The sequence below is a fragment of the Eubacterium sp. AB3007 genome (assembly GCF_000688015.1).
GTDB lineage: Bacteria > Bacillota > Clostridia > Peptostreptococcales > Anaerovoracaceae > Aminicella.
Window position 1 is genome coordinate 269,084 of the sequence record NZ_JIAD01000001.1, and the last position, 19,979, is coordinate 289,062.

16 protein-coding genes are annotated in these 19,979 nt (G+C 48.8%); 13 read left to right on the forward strand and 3 right to left on the reverse strand.

The annotated features are described in order from the left end of the window. Nucleotides 1-12: 12 nt before the first annotated feature. From P156_RS0101310 to P156_RS0101355, 9 genes are all read left to right on the forward strand, one after another. On the forward strand, nt 13-1,035 hold the full coding sequence (locus P156_RS0101310; protein WP_027868605.1) for a macro domain-containing protein: 1,023 nt from the start codon (nt 13-15) through the stop codon (nt 1,033-1,035). A gap of 82 nt (nt 1,036-1,117) precedes the next feature. Next, the gene (locus tag P156_RS0101315; protein ID WP_027868606.1) at nt 1,118-1,780 is read left to right on the forward strand and encodes a vWA domain-containing protein; all 663 of its coding nucleotides are present in this window, start codon (nt 1,118-1,120) and stop codon (nt 1,778-1,780) included. 280 nt (nt 1,781-2,060) lie between these two features. Then, complete coding sequence (locus P156_RS0101320) at nt 2,061-2,435, forward strand: GntR family transcriptional regulator (protein WP_027868607.1); 375 nt, start codon at nt 2,061-2,063, stop codon at nt 2,433-2,435. Nucleotides 2,436-2,437: 2 nt separating this feature from the next. Next, nucleotides 2,438-3,304: an ABC transporter ATP-binding protein gene (locus P156_RS0101325; RefSeq protein WP_027868608.1), complete on the forward strand. Its 867-nt coding sequence runs from the start codon at nt 2,438-2,440 to the stop codon at nt 3,302-3,304. Continuing rightward, nucleotides 3,294-3,950, forward strand: coding sequence for an ABC-2 transporter permease (locus P156_RS0101330; protein WP_255344218.1), 657 nt, complete (start codon nt 3,294-3,296; stop codon nt 3,948-3,950). The genes P156_RS0101325 and P156_RS0101330 overlap by 11 nt, the downstream gene beginning before the upstream one ends. A gap of 468 nt (nt 3,951-4,418) precedes the next feature. Then, nucleotides 4,419-7,592: a DEAD/DEAH box helicase gene (locus P156_RS0101340; protein WP_027868610.1), complete on the forward strand. Its 3,174-nt coding sequence runs from the start codon at nt 4,419-4,421 to the stop codon at nt 7,590-7,592. Nucleotides 7,593-7,607: 15 nt separating this feature from the next. Beyond that, nucleotides 7,608-7,994, forward strand: coding sequence for a (deoxy)nucleoside triphosphate pyrophosphohydrolase (locus P156_RS0101345; RefSeq protein ID WP_027868611.1), 387 nt, complete (start codon nt 7,608-7,610; stop codon nt 7,992-7,994). Nucleotides 7,995-8,199: 205 nt separating this feature from the next. Further along, a complete protein-coding gene (locus tag P156_RS0101350) occupies nt 8,200-9,300 on the forward strand; it encodes an HNH endonuclease domain-containing protein (RefSeq protein ID WP_027868612.1) in 1,101 nt (366 codons plus the stop codon). Continuing rightward, on the forward strand, nt 9,297-9,878 hold the full coding sequence (locus P156_RS0101355; protein WP_027868613.1) for a bifunctional 2-polyprenyl-6-hydroxyphenol methylase/3-demethylubiquinol 3-O-methyltransferase UbiG: 582 nt from the start codon (nt 9,297-9,299) through the stop codon (nt 9,876-9,878). The genes P156_RS0101350 and P156_RS0101355 overlap by 4 nt, the downstream gene beginning before the upstream one ends. Nucleotides 9,879-10,848: 970 nt before the next feature. Here the strand turns inward: P156_RS0101355 and P156_RS0101370 are convergent. From P156_RS0101370 to P156_RS13255, 3 genes are all read right to left on the reverse strand, one after another. Further along, nucleotides 10,849-11,445 carry a hypothetical protein gene (locus P156_RS0101370; RefSeq protein ID WP_027868616.1) on the reverse strand — a complete coding sequence of 199 codons (597 nt, stop codon included), beginning with the start codon at nt 11,443-11,445 and terminating at the stop codon, nt 10,849-10,851. After that, nucleotides 11,435-11,695, reverse strand: coding sequence for a hypothetical protein (locus tag P156_RS11075; protein WP_051600487.1), 261 nt, complete (start codon nt 11,693-11,695; stop codon nt 11,435-11,437). Before P156_RS11075 ends, P156_RS0101370 begins: the two co-directional genes overlap by 11 nt. 205 nt (nt 11,696-11,900) lie before the next feature. Then, complete coding sequence (locus tag P156_RS13255) at nt 11,901-12,083, reverse strand: hypothetical protein (RefSeq protein WP_185752108.1); 183 nt, start codon at nt 12,081-12,083, stop codon at nt 11,901-11,903. Nucleotides 12,084-12,647: 564 nt separating this feature from the next. Between P156_RS13255 and P156_RS0101390 the strand changes: the two genes are divergently transcribed. The 4 genes from P156_RS0101390 (at nt 12,648) to P156_RS0101405 (ending at nt 19,974) form a co-directional block, all read left to right on the forward strand. Continuing rightward, nucleotides 12,648-14,282, forward strand: a complete 1,635-nt coding sequence (locus P156_RS0101390) for a hypothetical protein (protein ID WP_027868619.1) — start codon at nt 12,648-12,650, stop codon at nt 14,280-14,282. A 4-nt stretch (nt 14,283-14,286) separates the two neighbouring features. Further along, nucleotides 14,287-17,286: an ATP-binding protein gene (locus P156_RS0101395; protein WP_027868620.1), complete on the forward strand. Its 3,000-nt coding sequence runs from the start codon at nt 14,287-14,289 to the stop codon at nt 17,284-17,286. Then, nucleotides 17,283-18,833, forward strand: a complete 1,551-nt coding sequence (locus P156_RS0101400) for a DNA/RNA non-specific endonuclease (protein WP_027868621.1) — start codon at nt 17,283-17,285, stop codon at nt 18,831-18,833. The genes P156_RS0101395 and P156_RS0101400 overlap by 4 nt, the downstream gene beginning before the upstream one ends. An 868-nt stretch (nt 18,834-19,701) precedes the next feature. Continuing rightward, a complete protein-coding gene (locus P156_RS0101405; RefSeq protein WP_185752109.1) occupies nt 19,702-19,974 on the forward strand; it encodes a Smr/MutS family protein in 273 nt (90 codons plus the stop codon). The last annotated feature ends 5 nt before the right edge of the window (nt 19,975-19,979 follow it).

Here is a 19,979-nt window from a genome sequence, read left to right on the forward strand (position 1 = left end):
GGGGATGACGATTTGCCTTTTAAGATCATCAGAAATGACATAACGAAGGTGAAGGCGGATGCTATCGTGAACACTGCCAACCCGGAGCCAATATACGCCAGCGGCACAGATGCAGCCATCTACATGGCAGCAGGGGCGGATGAGCTTCTGGCAGAAAGGCGAAAGATCGGCAGGATCGCGCCGGGGGAGGTAGCGGTCACCGACGCATTTCAGCTTCCCGCAAAATACATCATCCATACCGTAGGCCCGGCCTGGGTCGATGGGAGTCACGGAGAATATGATGTTTTGCGCTCCTGTTACAGGAAGTCCCTGCTCATTGCAGATCAGCTAGGCTGTGAGAGCATTGCTTTTCCTTTGATCGCAACCGGTGTCTATGGCTTCCCGAAGGATCAGGCCCTGGAGATCGCCCTGGAGATCATTCGGGAGCACCTGAAGGACTCCGATCTGAACGTCGTTCTGGTGGTATTTGGGCGCAGTTCTTATCAGATCGCTGCGGGACTGACAGAGCAGATCGAAGAATACATCGATGAAAACTACGTCTCCGAGCGCGCGGAAGAGGAATACGGCGGACCTATTGGAACCCTTTCGGGAGAGAGATACAGGCGCAGACTGTTGGCAGAGAGCATGACATTGGACGCGGAACCAGAGTATGCTCCACAACAGAAGAAGGCCTCTCTGGAGGATGTGCTAAACAATCTGGGGGAAAGCTTTCAGGCAAGACTGCTGCGCATGATCGATGAGCGCGGGATGACAGATCCGGAAGTGTATAAGCGGGCAAATGTTGACCGCAAGCTCTTTTCCAAGATCCGGTGCAACGAGAACTACATACCCAAGAAGAAAACCATCGTTGCCCTTGCGATCGCGCTGCGGCTAAACCTGGATGACACCAGAGATCTACTGGCCAGCGCAGGACTCATGCTGACCAATAACAGCAAATCCGACGTGATCGTGAGCTTCTGTATAGAGAATGGCATTTACGATATCTATGAGGTGAATGCACTGCTGTTCCAATTCCAGCAGCCGATCCTGGGCTGATTTCTGTCGCTTTGCAAGCGACCACTTACATCTGCAGATCCGATATACTTGTATCATCAAAGAACAAGGAGGGATTGCAGATATGAAAAAGAACTTAACAGAACTGGTGATGATCCTGGACAGAAGCGGATCCATGTCAGGATTGGAGAGCGATACCATTGGCGGATACAACAGCATGCTGAAGAAGCAACGCGAGGCCGACGGTGAGGTGCTGGTATCCACAATATTGTTTGATGACCGCAGCGAGGTGCTGTACGATCGTGTGCCCCTTGAGAAACTGCCGCAGATGACAGACAAGGAATACTTTGTGCGAGGCTGCACAGCGCTGTTGGATGCTGTCGGCGGCGCGATCCACCACATCGGCAATATTCATAAGTACGCGCGGGAGGAAGACCGGCCGGAGAAGACGATCTTTGTGATCACCACGGACGGGATGGAAAATGCCAGCCGCAAGTATTCCTACGATCGTGTGAAAAGGATGGTCGAGCGCCAGAAGGAGAAGTACGGCTGGGAGTTTCTGTTCCTGGGGGCCAATATCGACGCCATCGAAACCGCCGGACGTTTCGGGATCTCCGCAGATCGCGCGGCAAACTACAACAGCGACCACGAAGGCACAGTGCTGAACTATGAGGTCCTCGCAGACACCGTTTGCGAGATGCGTGCAGCGGCAGCCCCCATCGGCGCAGACTGGAAGAAGCGCATCGATGAGGACTATAAGCGGCGCGGAGGGAAAGGGCAGCGCTGAAGAAGATTCCGGCACAAAGCCATATCGGACACCCAGGGAGCACCTCTTCTGTAGAACCCGGTAACGGCACGGTAGCTGAAAGGGAGCGTATTCCAGGTTGCGAGAACGTCTGTTCCGCAATGTGCAGTTTTTTCTCAGTACGCGGAACAATTGTTCCGCGCTTACTGTTTTTTGTTGAATTTGCGGAACACCCCAAAGTTAAAAATGAATTTTTGACAAATCTGTACATTAAGTATATACTGTGTATGTGATAAATACACAGTTTGGGGAGGGGAAGAACATGAACGTAATCGTATCCAATTCATCAGACACTCCGCTGTATATGCAGATCAAGGAGCAGATCAAGGACGCCATCCTGAGAGGCGAGTTAGAGGAGGGGGCGCTGCTGCCGTCTATCCGCAGCCTTGCAAACGACGTACAAGTCAGCGTCCTGACGATTCGCCGTGTCTATGAGGAATTGGAGAAGGAAGGCTTTGCTGTCAGTAAGGCAGGAAGAGGCACCTTCGTATCTATGGGAAATCTGGAACTGCTCCGAGATTCCAAACGCCGCATCATTGAACAGGACTTACAGAAGGCTGTTCATAATGCGAAACTGTTTGATATTGAGAAGGACGACCTGTACGCAATGTTGGATATTCTGTATGAGGAGGATTAACTATGGATAATATCCTGGAAGTGTCTGGTCTAGTGAAACACTATTCCAAGTTTTCCCTTGACGATGTTTCCTTTTCCTTGCCGGAGGGATGCATCACCGGCTTCATTGGAGCCAATGGCGCGGGGAAGACGACGACGATCCGCACGATCCTGAACCTCGCACCCAAAGATGCCGGTACGATCAGAGTATTTGGTTTGGATGCGGAGGAATACGAACAGGAGATCAAGGACCGGATCGGTGTCGTCATGGACGGCAGCTATTTCTACAAGGACCTGACCATGAAGGAAATGAAAAGCATCATTGCACCGGCCTATTCCCGATGGAGCGATGAGGATTATCGATTCTATATGGAGAAGTTTGCGCTTGATCCGGGGCAGAAGATTGCTTCGCTTTCCAGCGGCATGATCATGAAATTCGCCCTTGTGTTGGCTCTCTCTCATCAGGCCGAACTGCTTATCATGGACGAGCCGACGAGTGGGCTTGATCCGCTGGTACGAAGTCAGTTCCTGGAGATCGTCAGGGACTATATGAACAACGGCGGCAAGGGCGTTTTCTTCTCGACACACATTACTTCTGACCTGGACAAGATCGCAGACATGCTCGTTCTCATTCACGGGGGTAGAATCGTTTTTCAACAAAGCAAGGATAATCTGCTCGACACCTTCCGTATCATCAAGGGAGATCCCGCCCTGCTCAACGATCAAAACAGAAAGCTCATAAGGAACCTTAGGATTTCCTCCTTTGGCTTCACAGGGGTCACAGACCATGCTTTGGAATTGAAGAAAGAAATGCCGGATGTTCTGCTGGAGAAGGCAGCCATCGAGGACATCATGCTCGGATACATTGGAGGTGAGAATGATGAACGCTAGTCTTGTGAGAAAAGATTATATTTTGGTAAGGAGGAATATTTTGATCCTTTTGGGGATATGTATCCTTGTCCCGGTGCTGATCATGATCCCGGATGGTGATTCGACCCATGCACAGATGGGGCCGTTGGCATTTCTCTATATGGCGGTACTAACTGATCTTTCCTATATGCAGGCAGTGGCAACAGAGGAGGAGAAGAACCCAAAAGCGACAGCCCTTGTTTGCGCAGCGCCATACTCACGTAAGAGTTACATCATTGCCAAGTATATTTGCTATCTGCTTTTCTGTGCAGCGTGTATTGCAGCGTATTCCATTGTCGCATTGCTCTATCCCAGGCTTAGTCCTCTGAGCCTGTTGGAGGTTCTGATACTTCTGCTGATTGGATTGATCCTTTATGGCATATATATGCCGGTCGTCATACGATACAGCATCACCAAGGCGCGTCACGTGTTTACATTCGGCTTGCTGTTCATTTGTCTTCTTCCGACCGTTGTTGCCAGCATGCTCCATCCGGATATGGCATTGATCATAGCGTTCCTGCAAGATCCTCCGGCCATTATAGTTCCGATCCTTCTTGGCGTTGATATTGCTATACTTCTTTTGTCTATGAAAATAACTATTCGCGTTTTCGAGAGAAAGGAGCTGTAAGGACATTCTTAACATTTCCTTAAGCAGCTGTTTGAGAATTGCTTTTTTGGAACTGCTATAATACTATTGTTGTTCCGTAAGCCAAAGTAGGAGTTGATATTTATGGAGAAGATTTTGGTTGTAGACGACGAAAAAGATATCGCTGATCTGATCGAAAGCATCGGGTTGCATAGTTTTTTTCGACTTTAAATGAGTCGTGGGTGGGTCCCTTGTTTTTCGTGGGCGCCACCAGCCAAATTGTATGAATTCTCCCAGTAAATGTGTGGATATCCATCGATTTTCGTGGGCGATTGCTTTGTTTTCGTGGGTGTCGCCCACGAGATTGATCGAAAGGCACATTGACAGAGGTTCTCGTCTGCTTGCACAAAGCTTTTTTTCTGAATAATGGACAACACCTCGGATATTGCCTCTGGCCTGCAAGTGCAGTATAATTGAGAGACAGACGATACGCATATGTGAGGAACGATTATGCTAAGGAACGGAATTTACGAACAGATCGTAAACACAAGGATCAACAGGGAACTGGCAGAGCTGGATCCTGAGAAGTACGACATTCAGTTGGAAAACCTTCAGGCGGAGGATGCCAGGAAGATCCTGACGATCTATATCTCCTATGTGATCCAGAAGGGGCTACGCTATATCAGGGACAGCTATCCAAGCAGGGAAGATGCGAAGGCACTGAGTGCGCAGATAAGGCTTTGTAACGATATAATCGAAGAGGTAGCGGCGCATACCGAGGAACCGGATTTTCGGGACAAACGGATCCTGGAGAAGGGAGAGGTGCTGACGGCACTCTATGAGAAATTGAATTCCGTGCGGAGCATTTCCGTGCAGAAGGTGATTCGGCCGGAGACATCCATCGTGGAGAATGCTTTGTTCACCGGAGCACCAACGGAACCCAGCATGATGAACGAACTGAAGAGGGAGATCCTCAGCGCAGATTCGGTGGATCTGCTGGTCTCCTTTATCAAGTGGAGCGCAATCCGGCCGCTGCTGACGGAGCTGCGGGCTTTCACGGCCCGGCCGGAGGCGAGGCTCAGGGTGATCACGACGACATACACCCGGGCCACCGACTACAAAGCCATCATGGAGCTGGCGAAGCTTCCGCGCACAGAGGTCAAGATCAACTACGAGACAGGGCATGCCAGGATGCATGCCAAGTCTTATCTTTTTCATAGGGAGACCGGGTTTTCCACCGCGTATATCGGGTCTTCCAACCTTTCCAACCCGGCGCTGACCGGGGGTCTGGAGTGGAATGTGAAGGTGACGGAGAAGGAGTCTTTCGATATCGTGAAGAAGTTCTCGGTCTCCTTTGAGAGCTATTGGAACGATGCGGCTTTCGAAAGGTTTGATCCGGAAGAGGAGGCCTGCCGCCGAAAACTGCAGGACGAGTTGGATCGGCCCCAGTGGGAGGTTGAAAATCGCAGGCGGCTTCACATGTCCTTCCGGCCTTACGCCTACCAGCAGGAGATTCTGGATAATCTGCAGGCGGAGCGGGAGAACTACGGCCACTACAAGAACCTGGTGGTGGCGGCGACCGGCGTGGGCAAGACCATCGTGGCTGCGTTTGATTACAAACGCTTCCGGGAGCATCAGCCCCATGCGCGGCTGCTGTTCGTGGCCCACAGGAAGGAGATCCTGGAGCAGAGTATTGAGAAGTTTCAGGAGGTGCTGAACGACTTCAATTTCGGTGAGTTATATGTGGACGGGAGGAAGCCTTCGGATATAGAGCACCTGTTTATCAGCGTGCAGTCCCTCAACTCCGCCAGGCTGACAGAGTGGACCTCCCCGGATTACTATGATTTCATCATCGTGGATGAGTTTCATCACGCCTCTGCCAAGTCCTATCAGGGCTTGTTGACCCACTATCAGCCGAAGATCCTGCTAGGGCTGACGGCTACCCCGGATCGTATGGATGGAGAGGACATCCTGAAGTATTTTGATGGGCGGATCGCTTCCAGGATGCTGCTGGGGGAGGCCATCGACCGGAATCTGCTCAGCACCTTCCAGTATTTCGGTGTCACGGACCAGGTAGATTATCAGAAGCTTCACTGGCTGAATGGACGTTACGATGTGCGGGAACTGGAGTCCGTCTATACGGCTGACACGGCTCGATGCCAGCTGGTGCTCCGGAAGGTCCGGGAATACGTGGCAGACATGGCCGAGGTGAAGGGCCTGGGATTCTGCGTCAGTGTGGCCCACGCCGAGTACATGGCCAGGTATTTCAATGAGCAGGGGGTTCCCTCCATCGCTCTCTCCGCACAGAGCATAGACGACATCCGGGACGATGCCAAGCGCCGGCTGGTGAAGGGGGAAATCAAGTTTATCTTTGTGGTGGATCTATACAACGAGGGCGTGGACATCCCGGAGGTGAACACGATCCTGTTCCTGCGGCCCACAGAGAGCGCCACGGTGTTCCTGCAGCAGCTGGGCAGGGGCCTTCGGATCGCGGAAGGGAAGGACTGCCTGACGGTACTGGATTTTGTGGGGCGCGCCAACAAGCGATATAAGTTTGCGGCCAAGTACGAGGCCCTGGTCGGGAAAGGACGGAAGTCGCTGCGGAAGCAGATCGACGAGGGGTTCTCCCAGCTCCCCAAGGGCTGCTACATCGAGTTCGAAAAGCTGGCGAGGGAGCACATACTGGACAATCTGAAGCAGACAGACAACACTAAGTCCGTGTTGACAGAAGAGGTGCGCACCTTCCAGGCCGACACCGGGCTGCCGCTGACCCTGGAGAATTTCCTGCCGGAGCACGACTTGTCCCTCTACGATTTCTACCAGAACACAGGGAAGCGATCGCTGTACCGGCTCATGTACTGGGCGGGGCTACTCCCCGGCGAGGAGGTATTGGAGGAGGATCGGTACACAAAGCTTTATGCCAGGTTCAACGGTCTGTTCCACATCAACTCCATCCGCCTGCTGGATTACTGGATCCGCTACGTGAAGGGAAATCTATCCTGTCGGAACGAGACCGAGCGCCTGATGCGAAACATGCTGTACTACACCTTCCACAGGAAGTGCCCGCGGAAGGAAGGGTACGGGAGCATCGACGAGGGGATCAACGCCGTGTTGGACGAGCGGTTCATTCGGGAGGAGGTGCTGCAGATCCTGCAGTATAACCGATCCCATGTGAGTTTTGTGGCAGGCACCAACGAGTATGCGTACGTGTGTCCCATCGATCTGCACTGCAGCTACAACACCAGTCAGATCATGGCGGCCTTTGGCTACTACAACGAGGAAGAGTCCCCGGAATTCCGCGAGGGAGTGAAGCAATTCAAGGACAAGAAGACAGACATCTTCCTGATCAACCTGAACAAGTCAGAGAAGGACTTTTCGCCCTCCACCATGTACGAGGACTACGCCATCAACCAGACCCTGTTTCACTGGCAAAGCCAGAGCCAGGACAAGGAACAGAGCCCCAAGATCCAGCGTTATATCCATCACCGTGAGCAGGGCAGTGTCATATCTCTGTTCGTCCGGGAGTTCAAGAAGTTCGGGGCGTACACAGCGCCCTATGTCTTCCTGGGGAATGCAGATTACGTGAGTCACCAAGGCGAGCAGCCCGTCAGCTTCCACTGGCGGCTCCACACCCCGCTGCCGGCAGAACTGCTGCCCAAGGCAAACAAGACGATCGCTGTGTAAGGAGGCATCCATTTTATGAACACCATCCGTGTAGTCGCCGCGGTCATCCGGGACGGGGACCGCATCTTCGCCACCGCCAGAGGTTACGGCGAATTCAAAGGCCGCTGGGAGTTTCCCGGCGGCAAGATCGAGAGGGGAGAGACACCCCAGCAGGCCCTGGTCCGGGAGATCCGAGAAGAACTGGACACTGTCGTCCGCGTCGGCGCTCTGTTGGACACCATCGAGTACGATTACCCGGCCTTCCACCTGTCCATGGACTGCTTCTGGTGCACCATTCAGTCCGGCAACCTGGTGCTGAAGGAGGCCGAAGACGCCCGGTGGCTCACCGCAGACACCATCGACAGCGTGGACTGGCTTCCCGCCGACATCACCCTGATCGAGAAGATCAAGGGGGCGCTGTAGTTTCACGCCAATCCCAGATCCGTTGCCCAAAACCTATATTCCTCAAATATTGTTCCCGCTTTGCTTCATGCCGATCGCCTGGATACCAGATTTTCAAAAAAGCCGTATCCAAAGGTTCCTAAGTAGGGTATTTTGGGAACAAATAATGCCTCATTTACAATCTGGACAACCATGCTCCGTAATTAAAGTGTTGAGAGTAACCACCATGCAGATCCCACAATCCGAAAAAGTAAATACACAAAGCCTCGCCAGACTATTTGACAACAAGAGTGAGAGTTACAAGCTCTTCTGGTTCAAGGCCATCCTCCACGAGGTGGCCCGGGGCAGAAGAGAGATCCCATTCCGGGAACTGATCCAGCGGATGATCGTAGATGCCTGGTACATGGTCAGCGAATACAAGTTGAACCTGGGACCATCGGACACCCTGGAGAAGACCGTCCTCTATATCGCCGGGCAGGAGCCTTTCCGTCCTACCGAGAAGGAGGAGGTGCTCCTGAACTATCTCCGGAGCACGGAGGATAAGCAGGTACGCGAGTACATGAGGACCTTGTCCCTGAACGTGCCGTACCGCCTTCAGGCTCCGCTGATGCCCAACCCTGGGCAGAAGATCTGGTACAAGACCGCCGCCATCACAGACTACATCAACACCCAGACAGGCGTGATGTACACCATCTATCGCGACGGTGCGCTGGACAGCCGGATCGTGATCACCCAGCCCTGGATGGAATACCTGCAGAGCAATCTGGGGATCCTTCTGGGCTGGACGGACTACAACCTGATCATGTACCTGCAGCGAAGGAATCCGGCGGTGCCGGGAATCGCCAGCAAGATCTACCCGCCGCAGGAGCGGAAGCTCACTGCAGTGACCGGGTATTGGAAGTACATGATCCGAAAGCAGCCTGTGATCGATATCTACACCGGCGACCTCCTGACCACCAGGGGCCTTTCCATCGATCATTTCGTCCCGTGGTCCTACGTGGCAAGCGATGAGCTTTGGAACCTGGTGCCCACGATCCGCAGCGTCAACAGCAGCAAGAGCAACCACCTGCCGAACTGGAGCACCTACTTCCAGCGCCTTGCCAGGACGGAGTACGACGCGTATCTGCTCACGGCGCAGGACGAGAAGGCGAGCCAGCTGTTCAACAAGTGCACCAGGGAGAATCTGAATAGCGAAGAGATCCGATACCGGCTTTATCAGCCCGGACAAAGCCGGGAGCACTTCGCCAACCAACTTGAGGAGATTATGCTCCCGATCTACGATTCCGCAAAGAATATGGGATTTCGGGAGTGGGTATACGATAGATGATGAACACGATCGACTATTACAATTTGAACGCGGCCGACTACTACGAGTCCACCATCGATGTGGATTTCGACAGGATGCGCAGCAGGTTCGCCGCCTACCTTCCGGAGCACGCCCGCATCATCGATGTTGGCTGCGGCAGCGGCCGGGACGTGAAGGCCTTCTGTAAGATGGGATTTCAGGCGGAAGGCCTGGACGCCTCGGAGGAGCTTGCCCAGATGGCCTTTCGCAAACTCGGGATCCAGGTCTTCTCGGCAGATATGACCACATGGATCAGCGAAGAGCCTTTCGACGGCATCTGGTGCTGCGCGTCGCTTCTGCATCTGCCAGAGGAGGGCACAAAGCAGTTTCTCCATAACCTGCGGTACAACCTGACGCCGGGAGGAATCCTGTATGTGTCTGTGAAGGAAGGCATCCAGACCGGCCCCGACGAGAAAGGCCGCTATTTCCGCAACTACACCCAGGAAGACCTGACCGACAAGCTCCAGGCCGCCGGTCTCACGATCCTGGAGGTGGAAGCCACCGGAGACCTGCTGGGAAGAGACCAGTTCCGCTGGCTGAATGTGTTTGCAAGAAGATAACTAGTGCCTGCTCAATAAGTCCCCGTCGGACTTATTGAGCGAAGATCACTGTGTGATCTTCGCTGCAGCGTTGATTTCATCAACGCTGGCAGTCACTACTTGATGCTTGTGCTCAGCGATTCGGCCGTTTCCGAATCGCTGAAATGCAAGGTTTTTCAAAAACTGGTCATTAAACCTTGCATCTCGGCAACCGAAAAGGCTTTGCTGTAATTGGAAATACAAGCCTTTTCGGTTGCTGAGCACGCATTAACGATCGCCAGGAGCTGAGGCTCCTGGCGATCGTTTCGTCCTCGACGTGCGAGCACGTCAGGTGATCAGTCCTTCCTCGGTCAGCTGGGACAGGATATCCAGATGCCCCTCTTGGAAGCCTTCCTCCCGGTCCTCCTAGAGCCCTTCTTGTTGTTCGTCTCGTGCCAGGCGCCGCATGATTTCCTTTTCATTTCTATTACCTCGCCCTTGTTCTCTTTCAGAATCTCTGCCAGGATGCCATCGGCGATGCACTGTTCCACCACGCGGGTGACCGCTGCCCGTTCAGTGCGTTGTGGAGTTCCAGAGAATGTCAATACCCAGCGACTTGGCTCTAGAAGAGCTTCGGAAAGAGATGGTCGGCGGTGGACTACAGAATTAGCGGTGGGGCGGTTTTTTGTAGTAGGTTCTGGGGGGAAACGACTACAAAAAATCAGAGAGGAGGGAAAAGTGTAGTCGGTTTCCGTGGGAGGCGGCTAAAAATTTCCATATACTGGGAATTATCAAAGGGAACCTGCTACACGATCAGGCAGATTGGATGGGTTTGTAGTAAATTGACCCAAAATAAACTACACGATTGGGCAGGTGCGGTGTTTTTGTAGCAGGTCGCCCCTAAAACCTACTACAAAAACCCGCTTTACCTGGAAAAGTGTAGCCCGGTGCGCCGTCCGACCACGAACAACCCGGTCAAGGTCACCCCAATCAATAGAACGAAAGGGGCTCGTTACTCGGACTGTCTGGTATTGTCGCTGACGATCGAGGCGGCCCTCTTGCGGTACTCTTCCATTGCCTTCCTGTAGTCGCTCAGTCCCATGCCGGCCTTCTGCGCGCCGATCTCTTCGGTGATCAGTCCTTCCTCGGTCAGCTGAGAAAGCAATTCAATGCGCTCTTCCATGCGTCCTTCCTGGCGTCCTTCCTGCAGTCCTTCCTTGCGGCCCTCCTGGCGTTCATCACGTGCCAGACGTCGCATGGTTTCTTTCTCGTCGTATTCTGTAAAAAACATTTCTATGACCTCCCCCTTGTTCTGTTTCAGGATCTCTGCCAGGATGCCATCGGCGATGCACTGTTCCACCACGCGGGTGACCGCTGCTACGATTTCTTCCGGGGTCTTCTTTCCCTTGCAGGCCACCTTCAGCCGGAGGATCAGCTCCGCATATTCCCGCAGATGCCGGCTCGCCTCCATCAGTGCCTGGTTATGCCCGGCATTGATGTTCAGCACCCGAGCCGTGATCTCGATGCTGCTCAGCTCCGGCTTGTCCACCAGATCTGTAAAACGGAGTTCTCCCTCGTCCTCCAGGTCCGCATCCCCGTTATAGAACACGTAATACCGCGGCGTTGGGAGTACCAGCCGGGTGCTCCCGCAGGTTCATCTCCGTGTCCAGCAGAAAGCTTACGTCGTTCCGCATGGACAGGTACAACATGCCCTCTGTCATGGTGAGCTCCAGGGCTGCCGGATCCTGATATGCCGTCCCGTTCAGCGCATTGTAGAGTTCCAGAGCGCGCTCCTTGTGCTCCGCATCGCCAAAGATAAAGCGAAAAAGTCGGTCCTTGTTCTTCCTGTTGATCTTCATTCTGTGCCTCCATTATAGCATAGCATTGTGACAAAAACCACCGATGGAGATACAAGATAACAACTTTACCTTAAGGCGTCAATAACCTGCAAAATAGTCGTAATAGGAAGTCTTTCCCCTTATCATTTTGCGATCGGTGAGAATGACACAAAGCTTTCCGGCGTATGGCGCAGCTGTAGAGCGAGAGCGTCGGATGGAGCATTGCTTAGTATCCATTGGTCTCGATGTTCTCGACGAACAAAGCAGGCTTCCCCTCTGGGAAGAACAGGCCGACAAGCTTCCGGCTGCCGGCCTCACGATCCTGGTGGCGGAAGTCTCCGGTGATTTGCTGGGGAGGGACCAGTCCGAAAGGATGCAGGGAGCACCTCGCAGGAGGTGCTTTTTGCATGCACAAAGCCGTGCTCCCGGGGGGGGAATGATTTGGAGACTAACTGTTTTTTGATGGAAGAATGATTATATCAACTCGTGCAATTACATGCAGAAGACGGTAAGTATATGCCCGTTTCATAATATGGGAATTGTCAGAAAACGTAAAATAAGGTATAATATATAGTTGAATAGTTAGATTGATGAGATGTGTTTTCTGTTTGTTTTTTAGAGGTAATATGAAAATTATAGATAACATAAATAGCTTGCTGCGTGATGACTTAAAAGGTTCGATTCGGAGAGGAAGTAAAGTTTCCATTACCGTTGCCGAGCATATTAAGTACGAGGATTAACAAAGCAAATGGTTTCCTGGAACTGGTCAGGGAGCACCATTTACAAGTTGACAAAATACTTGATGATAAAAGTCCTGCAGAATTTATTGCCTTTGTTCACAAATACGATCTTGATCTTTCCCTGAAAGCTTTTTCAGAGGTAATCAGACAGGCCAAATTGCATGGTTTGATTAAGTAGACGTAGTTGAATCGTTGTAATTGAACAAGATATGGACACTTAACGAGGTGAAGACATGATTAAAGCCGAGCTGTCATATAACCCGTACCTTTTAGAAACAGAGATAAAGTTCAACGGAAGAGAGCCGAGAATAAACAGTCTTGTAGAAAAATATCAGAACGCAAACCTGCAAGACTGGGTCAAAGAGGTTCCTGAAATCTTTTATAACGAAATGAATGGATATGATTTCGAATTGGAGTTTTCAGGGCCAAAGCTTGACTGCGAAGAGGTTGTTCAAGCCTTTGAACAGGCTGGAGTGACAAAGGATCAGGTCGAAATATTCCATAAGGGAGAACTGGAGGGACGTCATGAAAAATTGGATAGGATTAAAAATCTTCTGAAGTGGTTCAGTGATAATCCGAATCATAATTTTAATGGAATCGTTTTTCGAGAAAGTAATGAGCATTTATATCATGATGCATACCCGCTTAAGCTATTGAAAAGCAAGAACAGTCTCGCTCTAAGCATCGATTGGGAACGCGTTTCAATAGAGGAAATCAATGATGTGGATGAGTTGAAAAAGAATGATTTGAAGCATATTCCGATCGTTGTGTTCATTGACGGTTGGAATATCTTCGAGTTGCAAGGTATAACCTCTTTTTTGAAGAATCGTAAGGATGTTTCCGACAATCAGGTGTTTTTCATTTTTGACAAGAGTTTAAATGCTGATTCATTGAAACGTACTCTTCATGATCTCGGATTTGTCCATCTTAACATAGTGGATTCCATAGATGATCAATCCATACAAAAATATTTCCAGTTATACCCCGAAACAGATTTTATTAATTCGGCTATACAAGTACTCCGAGATGCTGCAGATATAGTACAGTCCAGATTGCAAAAAGAGAATGAACAGGGGAAAAGATCATACTCTGAGACGATGAAAAGAATGGATGAGATTGATAATGTTATAGAAAAGTTAAAAGAATCAGACAGTCGCCTTCTCAACAGAGATAATATTGATGATCCTAATGTATTTCAACAAAAGAAAAACAGCCTCCTCGATGAGATATCCGAATGGAGAAAGAAGAAAACGAAGACCACAATTGAGGCTGAAGCAGTACAATTGTCTAGAGAATTAAGCGACGAAATCAAGCGTGTGTTCAAGGATTACACGACTATTGTTGGGGAAATATCAAATACTAGGTCTGCAGAGATTGCATTATCATTGAGGGGTCTATACGATGTTGCAGAATACGATGAAGAATTTTCTCCGATTGATACTTTTGATGATCCTGGAATCAAACAAAGTGTCCCTGATATTCATCAGCAATTGATGCAATTGAATGAAGTTGTACAAGTTAAACCAAAGGAACAGTTTTTCTTTTTCAGATCACCAGGAGAGGATAATGACAATGGTGAGATAGAGATGGTGACAACATATAATATCCAGGAATGGCGTGAATATGCCAGGGATGTGGTTGAAACCAGAATGGATTCTTTGATTCAAGACAGGACCGAAACCTTGCGTGGATATGATACATTAATTGCTGAGCAGTACCACAAGCATCTGGTTGAACTAATCGAACAGCAAACGGAGGAAAAAGAATCCATCGCCCACCAACTCACCGGAGAAGAAAAGGTTATCCAAAACGATAATAAATGGCTTGCGGAATTTAAAGAACAGCTGATGGCAATTGAGAGGGAGTAGACGAATGAATGAACTACAAAGCATACAGGATGGCGAGATAAAAGCAAAAGAGTTTTCGATCGAAAACTATCTTCAAGTCACAGAGGAGGTAATAAGGAAACAGTATCTTTCCAGATTAAAAGAATTACAAGTAGCTGATCCTGCAGAGTTGTTTGATTTGCCTCCGCTTGAAGAAGATCTGGTTGATAATATCAGATTATTTAAGATCTCAGAGATGGTCTATCAGAAAGGGGAACCAATCACAGAAAAATTCACAACGGTGTTCAATACTCTGTCAACATATAAAGCATCTTTGTTTATCCTTATCGATTCCGATGGAGAGAAAGTGGATTTCTATATTGGAGTCAGGAACGGGGAACTAATTGACCGGTATAAACGATCCACTGTAACTCTGGGAGATACTTTGAAGAACACTTTAGTGGGAAATTTTCCGGGAATAAAACTTGAGAACGTTGATCGGAGTAGAATAGAGGTGCTATCGAACGCTATCAATCAGAAGAAAAATGTTGCTTCTGTTAGCGTGGTTGCAGACCGAAAAATAGAGCAGACTCAAGGCAATGATCAATTCGTACAAGGTCTTGAGAAATTGGCACTTGCCATGCAAGGCAGAGCATTTACCGGGATTATAATTGCCGAAAATCAAACCCAGCAGACAGTTGCCAGAATCAGAAAAAATTATCAGACACAATATACCTTGCTATCGCCTTATCAGAAGGTTCAGACTTCGAAAAGCCTGACAGATGGTAAAAGTAGAACCAATTCATTTGTAGAGATGGACGGGAAACAGAAAGCAGCAATGATCGCCGGAGCATTTGCAGCAATTGCAGGGACAGTTGTTGGAGCTGTTGCTGAAGGGGCTACAGGTGCAATGATCGGTGGCTCGATAGCAGGTCATTTAAGCGGATTTCTTAATTCACTCGCACCCAATGAGCAGCTTAATCATTCGATGTCTATCAGTGAGTCATCTACAGTAGAGAATAAAGAGGTTACTGATGTTCTCCAGATGTTGGACGATGCTATACAACGGACAAAAGAGTTTGACAGTTACGGGATGTGGAATGTTGCTGGATATTTTGTATCGGATGATATGTCGGCGGCGGAGATTGCAGCGAGTAATTATCGTTCACTCATGAATGGAGAAAACTCTGGTCGAGAGGTGTCTGCAATCAATTCATGGCGTAAGGACGATACTGAAGTGGAAGAGGAAGACTATAATAATCTTGCACTGTCATTATCCAGATTTATCCATCCGCAATTCTATTATGGGGTAGATGTCGATGACGCTCTAACAGATGCATCGACATGGATCAGCGGGAAAGAACTTGGCATACATATGGGTCTTCCACGTTCGTCAGTTTCCGGATTTCCGGTGATTCGACATGCAGAATTCGGGAAAGAAGTCACTTCGTACAATCTTCGGTCTCAGAAGAAAGAACTTGGGCCAGAAGAGAGGATAACATTAGGAAAAGTATTTGACCTTGGAAAGGAAACCGGAAAGGCAGTCGAACTGGAGAATAAGAGCCTAAATATGCATACATTTATCACAGGGTCTACAGGCTCCGGAAAGAGTAATACTGTGTATCAGATGCTGAACGAACTATATCAGGATCGGATTTCCTTCCTGGTTATTGAGCCGGCTAAGGGGGAATACAAAGATGTCTTTGGGAATCTACCTGATGTAAATGTGTTCTCCACTAACCCTAAAGTTGCGCAGCTTATCCATCTGAACCCGTTTAGATTCCCGGATTCAATTCATGTTCTCGAACATGTGGATGGCCTGGTAGAGATTTTTAGCGTTTGTTGGCCAATGTACGATGCGATGCCTGCTTTTTTCAAGGATGCAATATTAAGATCGTATGAGGCTGTAGGTTGGGATCTCGGAACTTCGACCTTTGATGGTACCGAGCATGAATACCCAGACTTTGAGTTACTTGCGGAGAAACTTGATGAATTAATAAGTGCATCTGATTATGCCTCAGATATCAAATCAAACTACAGAGGAGCGTTGATTACGAGAGTAAGATCCCTTACCGTGGGATTGAACAAGTATATGTTCACATCGGATCAAACTCCGTATACAGTTCTCTTTGATCAGAACTGTATCCTGGATATCAGCCGAGTGAAATCTACTGAGACAAAGGCTTTGCTCATGGGATTGATGGTCTATATCCTTAATGAGTACAGAGTAGATCAAAGAAAGGGAAGCAACCGGGGGTTAGAACATGTCACTGTATTGGAAGAGGCACATAACCTTCTTAAGAACACATCCGGCAGAGAATCGGAACTGATTGGAAAATCCGTCGAAATGCTGACCCAGACGATTGCGGAAATCCGAACATATGGTGAGGGCTTTGTCATTGTCGATCAGTCTCCTTCATCAGTGGATATCGCCGCAATAAAGAATACAAATACTAAAATCGTATTACGCACGCCAGAGGCAAATGATCGAGAAGCAATTGGTCGTTCGATGGGTCTGACAGAAGATCAGGTCAATGAAATCGCAAAACTCCCAAGCGGTGTTGCGGTTGTTTACCAAAACAACTGGGTGAGTCCTGTGCTCACGATCATCGACAAAGCAAATGTCCAGGAACATGTTTATGTGAATGAACATCCAGAGATCATCAAAACGCTGAAACAGGCAAGGAGTGAAGTCATATGTGCTTTGATGCAGCCATGGATAGATCGGGAACGTTTGAGAAGAGTGGATCTTTTGAGTTCGTTGAAAGTTCTCGATCTACAAGCAGTGCAGAGAAATAGAATTGCAGGGTTTATCGATGATTACGTTTTCCTTGGCGGGAAATTATTCTGGGAACTCAAAGACATTCCAAAACTACAAGATTGTTTAAAAGCAGTATTATGCGTGACAGATTCACAATTTGATAGCTTGCTGTTGGAACAGAATCCAGATAGTCTGAGAACGCTGGTTATTAGTCGGACAGAAGGGTTCAATATGGAAGAAATAGATGAAATCTGCAATGTGTTGACAAAGGCGGTGGAGGAATGAATACAGCAATAATTGAAAGACTGGACAAGGTAAAAATTGATGCCCCAGGATTTGATCGGAATGAGAAAATGGCAATTTTAAACAGTGCGTTTCATTCTTCGCTTTCTCTTGCCAAAGGTGTATTCGGTGTGACAGAAATTGATAAGGGTAATGAACTTATCGAGAAACTGTCGCGCAATGAATTAGGTCATGTCAAAAAGGATTATTTTCAGGATGGAATCCTGACAAAATCCAGAGAAAAGATAGCAGATAAAGCTTGGAAAGTGACTCGCTATGATGATAATGGAATTGCGTATCTCACAGAAACGTCTGTGAAAGGAAACGGAAATACCATCGTGGCCCATTCCTTTGATTTGAAACCTAATACGGAGATAAAAAAAGGGAATTTCTCTGTGAAAACAGATGCAATGGGACGACCTATAAGTAACAAGATTGTAGATCTTCAAATCTGTGAAGGCAGGGAACCGCTAAGTCAGCATTTGAGAGATGATTCTTACAGAGTGGGTGATCAACGTGGACACCTAATCGCAGACATTTTTGGGGGACCTGCATCTAAAGAAAACATAGTGCCGCAACTTGGAGAGGTCAATCAGTCACAATTCAAAAGAGTAGAAAATCACATTAGAGAACTGAAGGAAGCAGGGCATACTGTTGATTACGAGGTAAAGTCAAATTACGTTGGTAAGGATCGCAGGCCCACGTCTGCTGAATTCAAAATAACAGTAGATGGGAAACCTTATAAATTGGATGGGGAGTTAAAGAGATTTAGGAAAATTTACAATGACGACTGGGACATAAAAGGTAAGGCTGTGGTTACAGCCAAAGAGGGTTTAACACGCATTCATAATACTGTGTCACCTCTACAGGAGAGAGTGTTACCTATGCATCAGCGTGGTTTCGAGCAGGGCAAAGAGGCGGCCAAATTAACGTTTGCTATTTCCACGGTTGATAATGCAGTTCAGTTTGCCTCTGGCGAAATCACTGCTGATGAGATGGTAGCAAACATTACTGAAGAAACCGCTGTTGCAGGTGCTGTTGGATATGGAACCGGTTTTATCAGTGAAGGCGTTGCAATGGGGATGAGAGCAACAGGCAACGAAATGATCCAATCGCTTGCGGGTACAGGGGTACCCACTGCGGTAGTATTATTTGGTGTTCAATCTTATGAAGATATTCTTGATTATTCTACTGGAAAAATTGATGGGGCTGAACTCGCATATGATTTGGGCGATAATGCAGCGCAGGTGGCTGGTGGAATGGTTGGGATGCAATATGGCGCTGCGATTGGAACAATGGTAGCTCCTGGAGTAGGAACCGTTGCTGGTGGCCTCGTTGGAGGCATGGTTGGCTGTGCAGTAGCATCAGGTGCATATAAAACTGCTGTCGAAATAGGATCAAGCACTGCAAGTGAATTAGGGAATAAAGCAGAACAATTGGCAGGACAGACAATTGAATATGCGAAGGAGTATATGCCTGATAGCGTGGGTACAGTAAAGGCAGCAATTAACAACTTCTCCGCATCTAATAGCTTGCCATTTAGTTTCTGATTGCAGGTCGGTGATGCAGGTATAGTTTTTTAAATCCTTTTATATACTGGCTAGAATGTACCGTTCATGAAAATGCATGCTCCCTGGAATACCAGGGAAGGTCTTTCGGAAGAACTGAGTATTTCGCTCGCTATGATAATCCTAAGGCTGTAAGTCTCAGGATCTCGTGATACTTGGTCATAGTTGTGACCTCCGCATATTGAATTTACAGCCGTGGTGCATATTTTAATTATATGAGGCCGATTTCATGACCGGAAGGGTGATTTCCATTCCGTTAGAATGGTGATTTCCTCACGCCGGACAGGTGCGGGAAACCACACCGGAATACTCAAGTATTCAATTGCCATATTAGTTCAGAGGTTTATTGAATATCATAATGATGTGGTCTTCTTGAAGTAGCCTTTTCTTCTAAGTTTTGCAGAAATATTGGGACATAGGGAATTGTCCAAAATGATGAGACCGCACAACAAAGATCTTCAGACAGCGGATAATCGCATAGCGGCTCTTTAGAAAGAGAAGGAAGAGAAAGAGGCTGCGAAAAAGGCTGAGAAAGAAGCGAAGGCAAAGGCGAAAAAGGCCAAAGAAGAGGCAAAAAAAGCTGCTGAAGAAAAGACCAAGAAAAAAGCAAAAAAGAAAGCAAAGAAGAAAAAAGAGAAAGATGGTTGAATGAAACTGTATATATCACTCCTACTGGAAAGCATTACCATTCTTTAGGGTGCAGTACAACAACCAATGCTTATGCTGTGCCCCGAAAAGCGGCTCTTGAAAGAGGGCTATCTCCCTGTGGCAGGTGCAACCCTGATTAAGAGGAACCTGACTAGAATTATATGAGGGAATCACAGAGGCAATAGTGGGAGCACCAGGCTTTGTGCAGGGAGGAGATAGGAAGTACGACAGCATAACCGAGATCGACATCCACGGCATGCGGCCGGAGGAGGCCGTGAAGGCTTTGTGCCGGATCATCGAGGAGGCGCCGGAGCACGTCTATCGGATCCGCGTGATCCATGGGTCCCGCAGGGGGAATGCTTTGCAGCGGGCCATCTATGATGAGTTCGACTATTTCCATACCTCGGACAGGGTGCTCCGAATGGAAGGAGGGAGCAGCCCGGGGATCACGGAGATCGTGCTGAGGGAGTGGTAGAGGGA

Bases quoted from the DNA above. Each gene is read 5' to 3' on its own strand.
- P156_RS0101315 (WP_027868606.1), top strand. From the start codon at position 1,118: ATGAAAAAGAACTTAACAGAACTGGTGATGATCCTGGACAGAAGCGGA.
- P156_RS0101320 (WP_027868607.1), top strand. From the start codon at position 2,061: ATGAACGTAATCGTATCCAATTCATCAGACACTCCGCTGTATATGCAG.
- P156_RS0101325 (WP_027868608.1), top strand. From the start codon at position 2,438: ATGGATAATATCCTGGAAGTGTCTGGTCTAGTGAAACACTATTCCAAG.
- P156_RS0101330 (WP_255344218.1), top strand. From the start codon at position 3,294: ATGAACGCTAGTCTTGTGAGAAAAGATTATATTTTGGTAAGGAGGAAT.
- P156_RS0101340 (WP_027868610.1), top strand. From the start codon at position 4,419: ATGCTAAGGAACGGAATTTACGAACAGATCGTAAACACAAGGATCAAC.
- P156_RS0101345 (WP_027868611.1), top strand. From the start codon at position 7,608: ATGAACACCATCCGTGTAGTCGCCGCGGTCATCCGGGACGGGGACCGC.
- P156_RS0101350 (WP_027868612.1), top strand. From the start codon at position 8,200: ATGCAGATCCCACAATCCGAAAAAGTAAATACACAAAGCCTCGCCAGA.
- P156_RS0101355 (WP_027868613.1), top strand. From the start codon at position 9,297: ATGATGAACACGATCGACTATTACAATTTGAACGCGGCCGACTACTAC.
- P156_RS11075 (WP_051600487.1), bottom strand. From the start codon at position 11,695: ATGAAGATCAACAGGAAGAACAAGGACCGACTTTTTCGCTTTATCTTT.
- P156_RS13255 (WP_185752108.1), bottom strand. From the start codon at position 12,083: ATGCAAAAAGCACCTCCTGCGAGGTGCTCCCTGCATCCTTTCGGACTG.
- P156_RS0101390 (WP_027868619.1), top strand. From the start codon at position 12,648: ATGATTAAAGCCGAGCTGTCATATAACCCGTACCTTTTAGAAACAGAG.
- P156_RS0101395 (WP_027868620.1), top strand. From the start codon at position 14,287: ATGAATGAACTACAAAGCATACAGGATGGCGAGATAAAAGCAAAAGAG.
- P156_RS0101400 (WP_027868621.1), top strand. From the start codon at position 17,283: ATGAATACAGCAATAATTGAAAGACTGGACAAGGTAAAAATTGATGCC.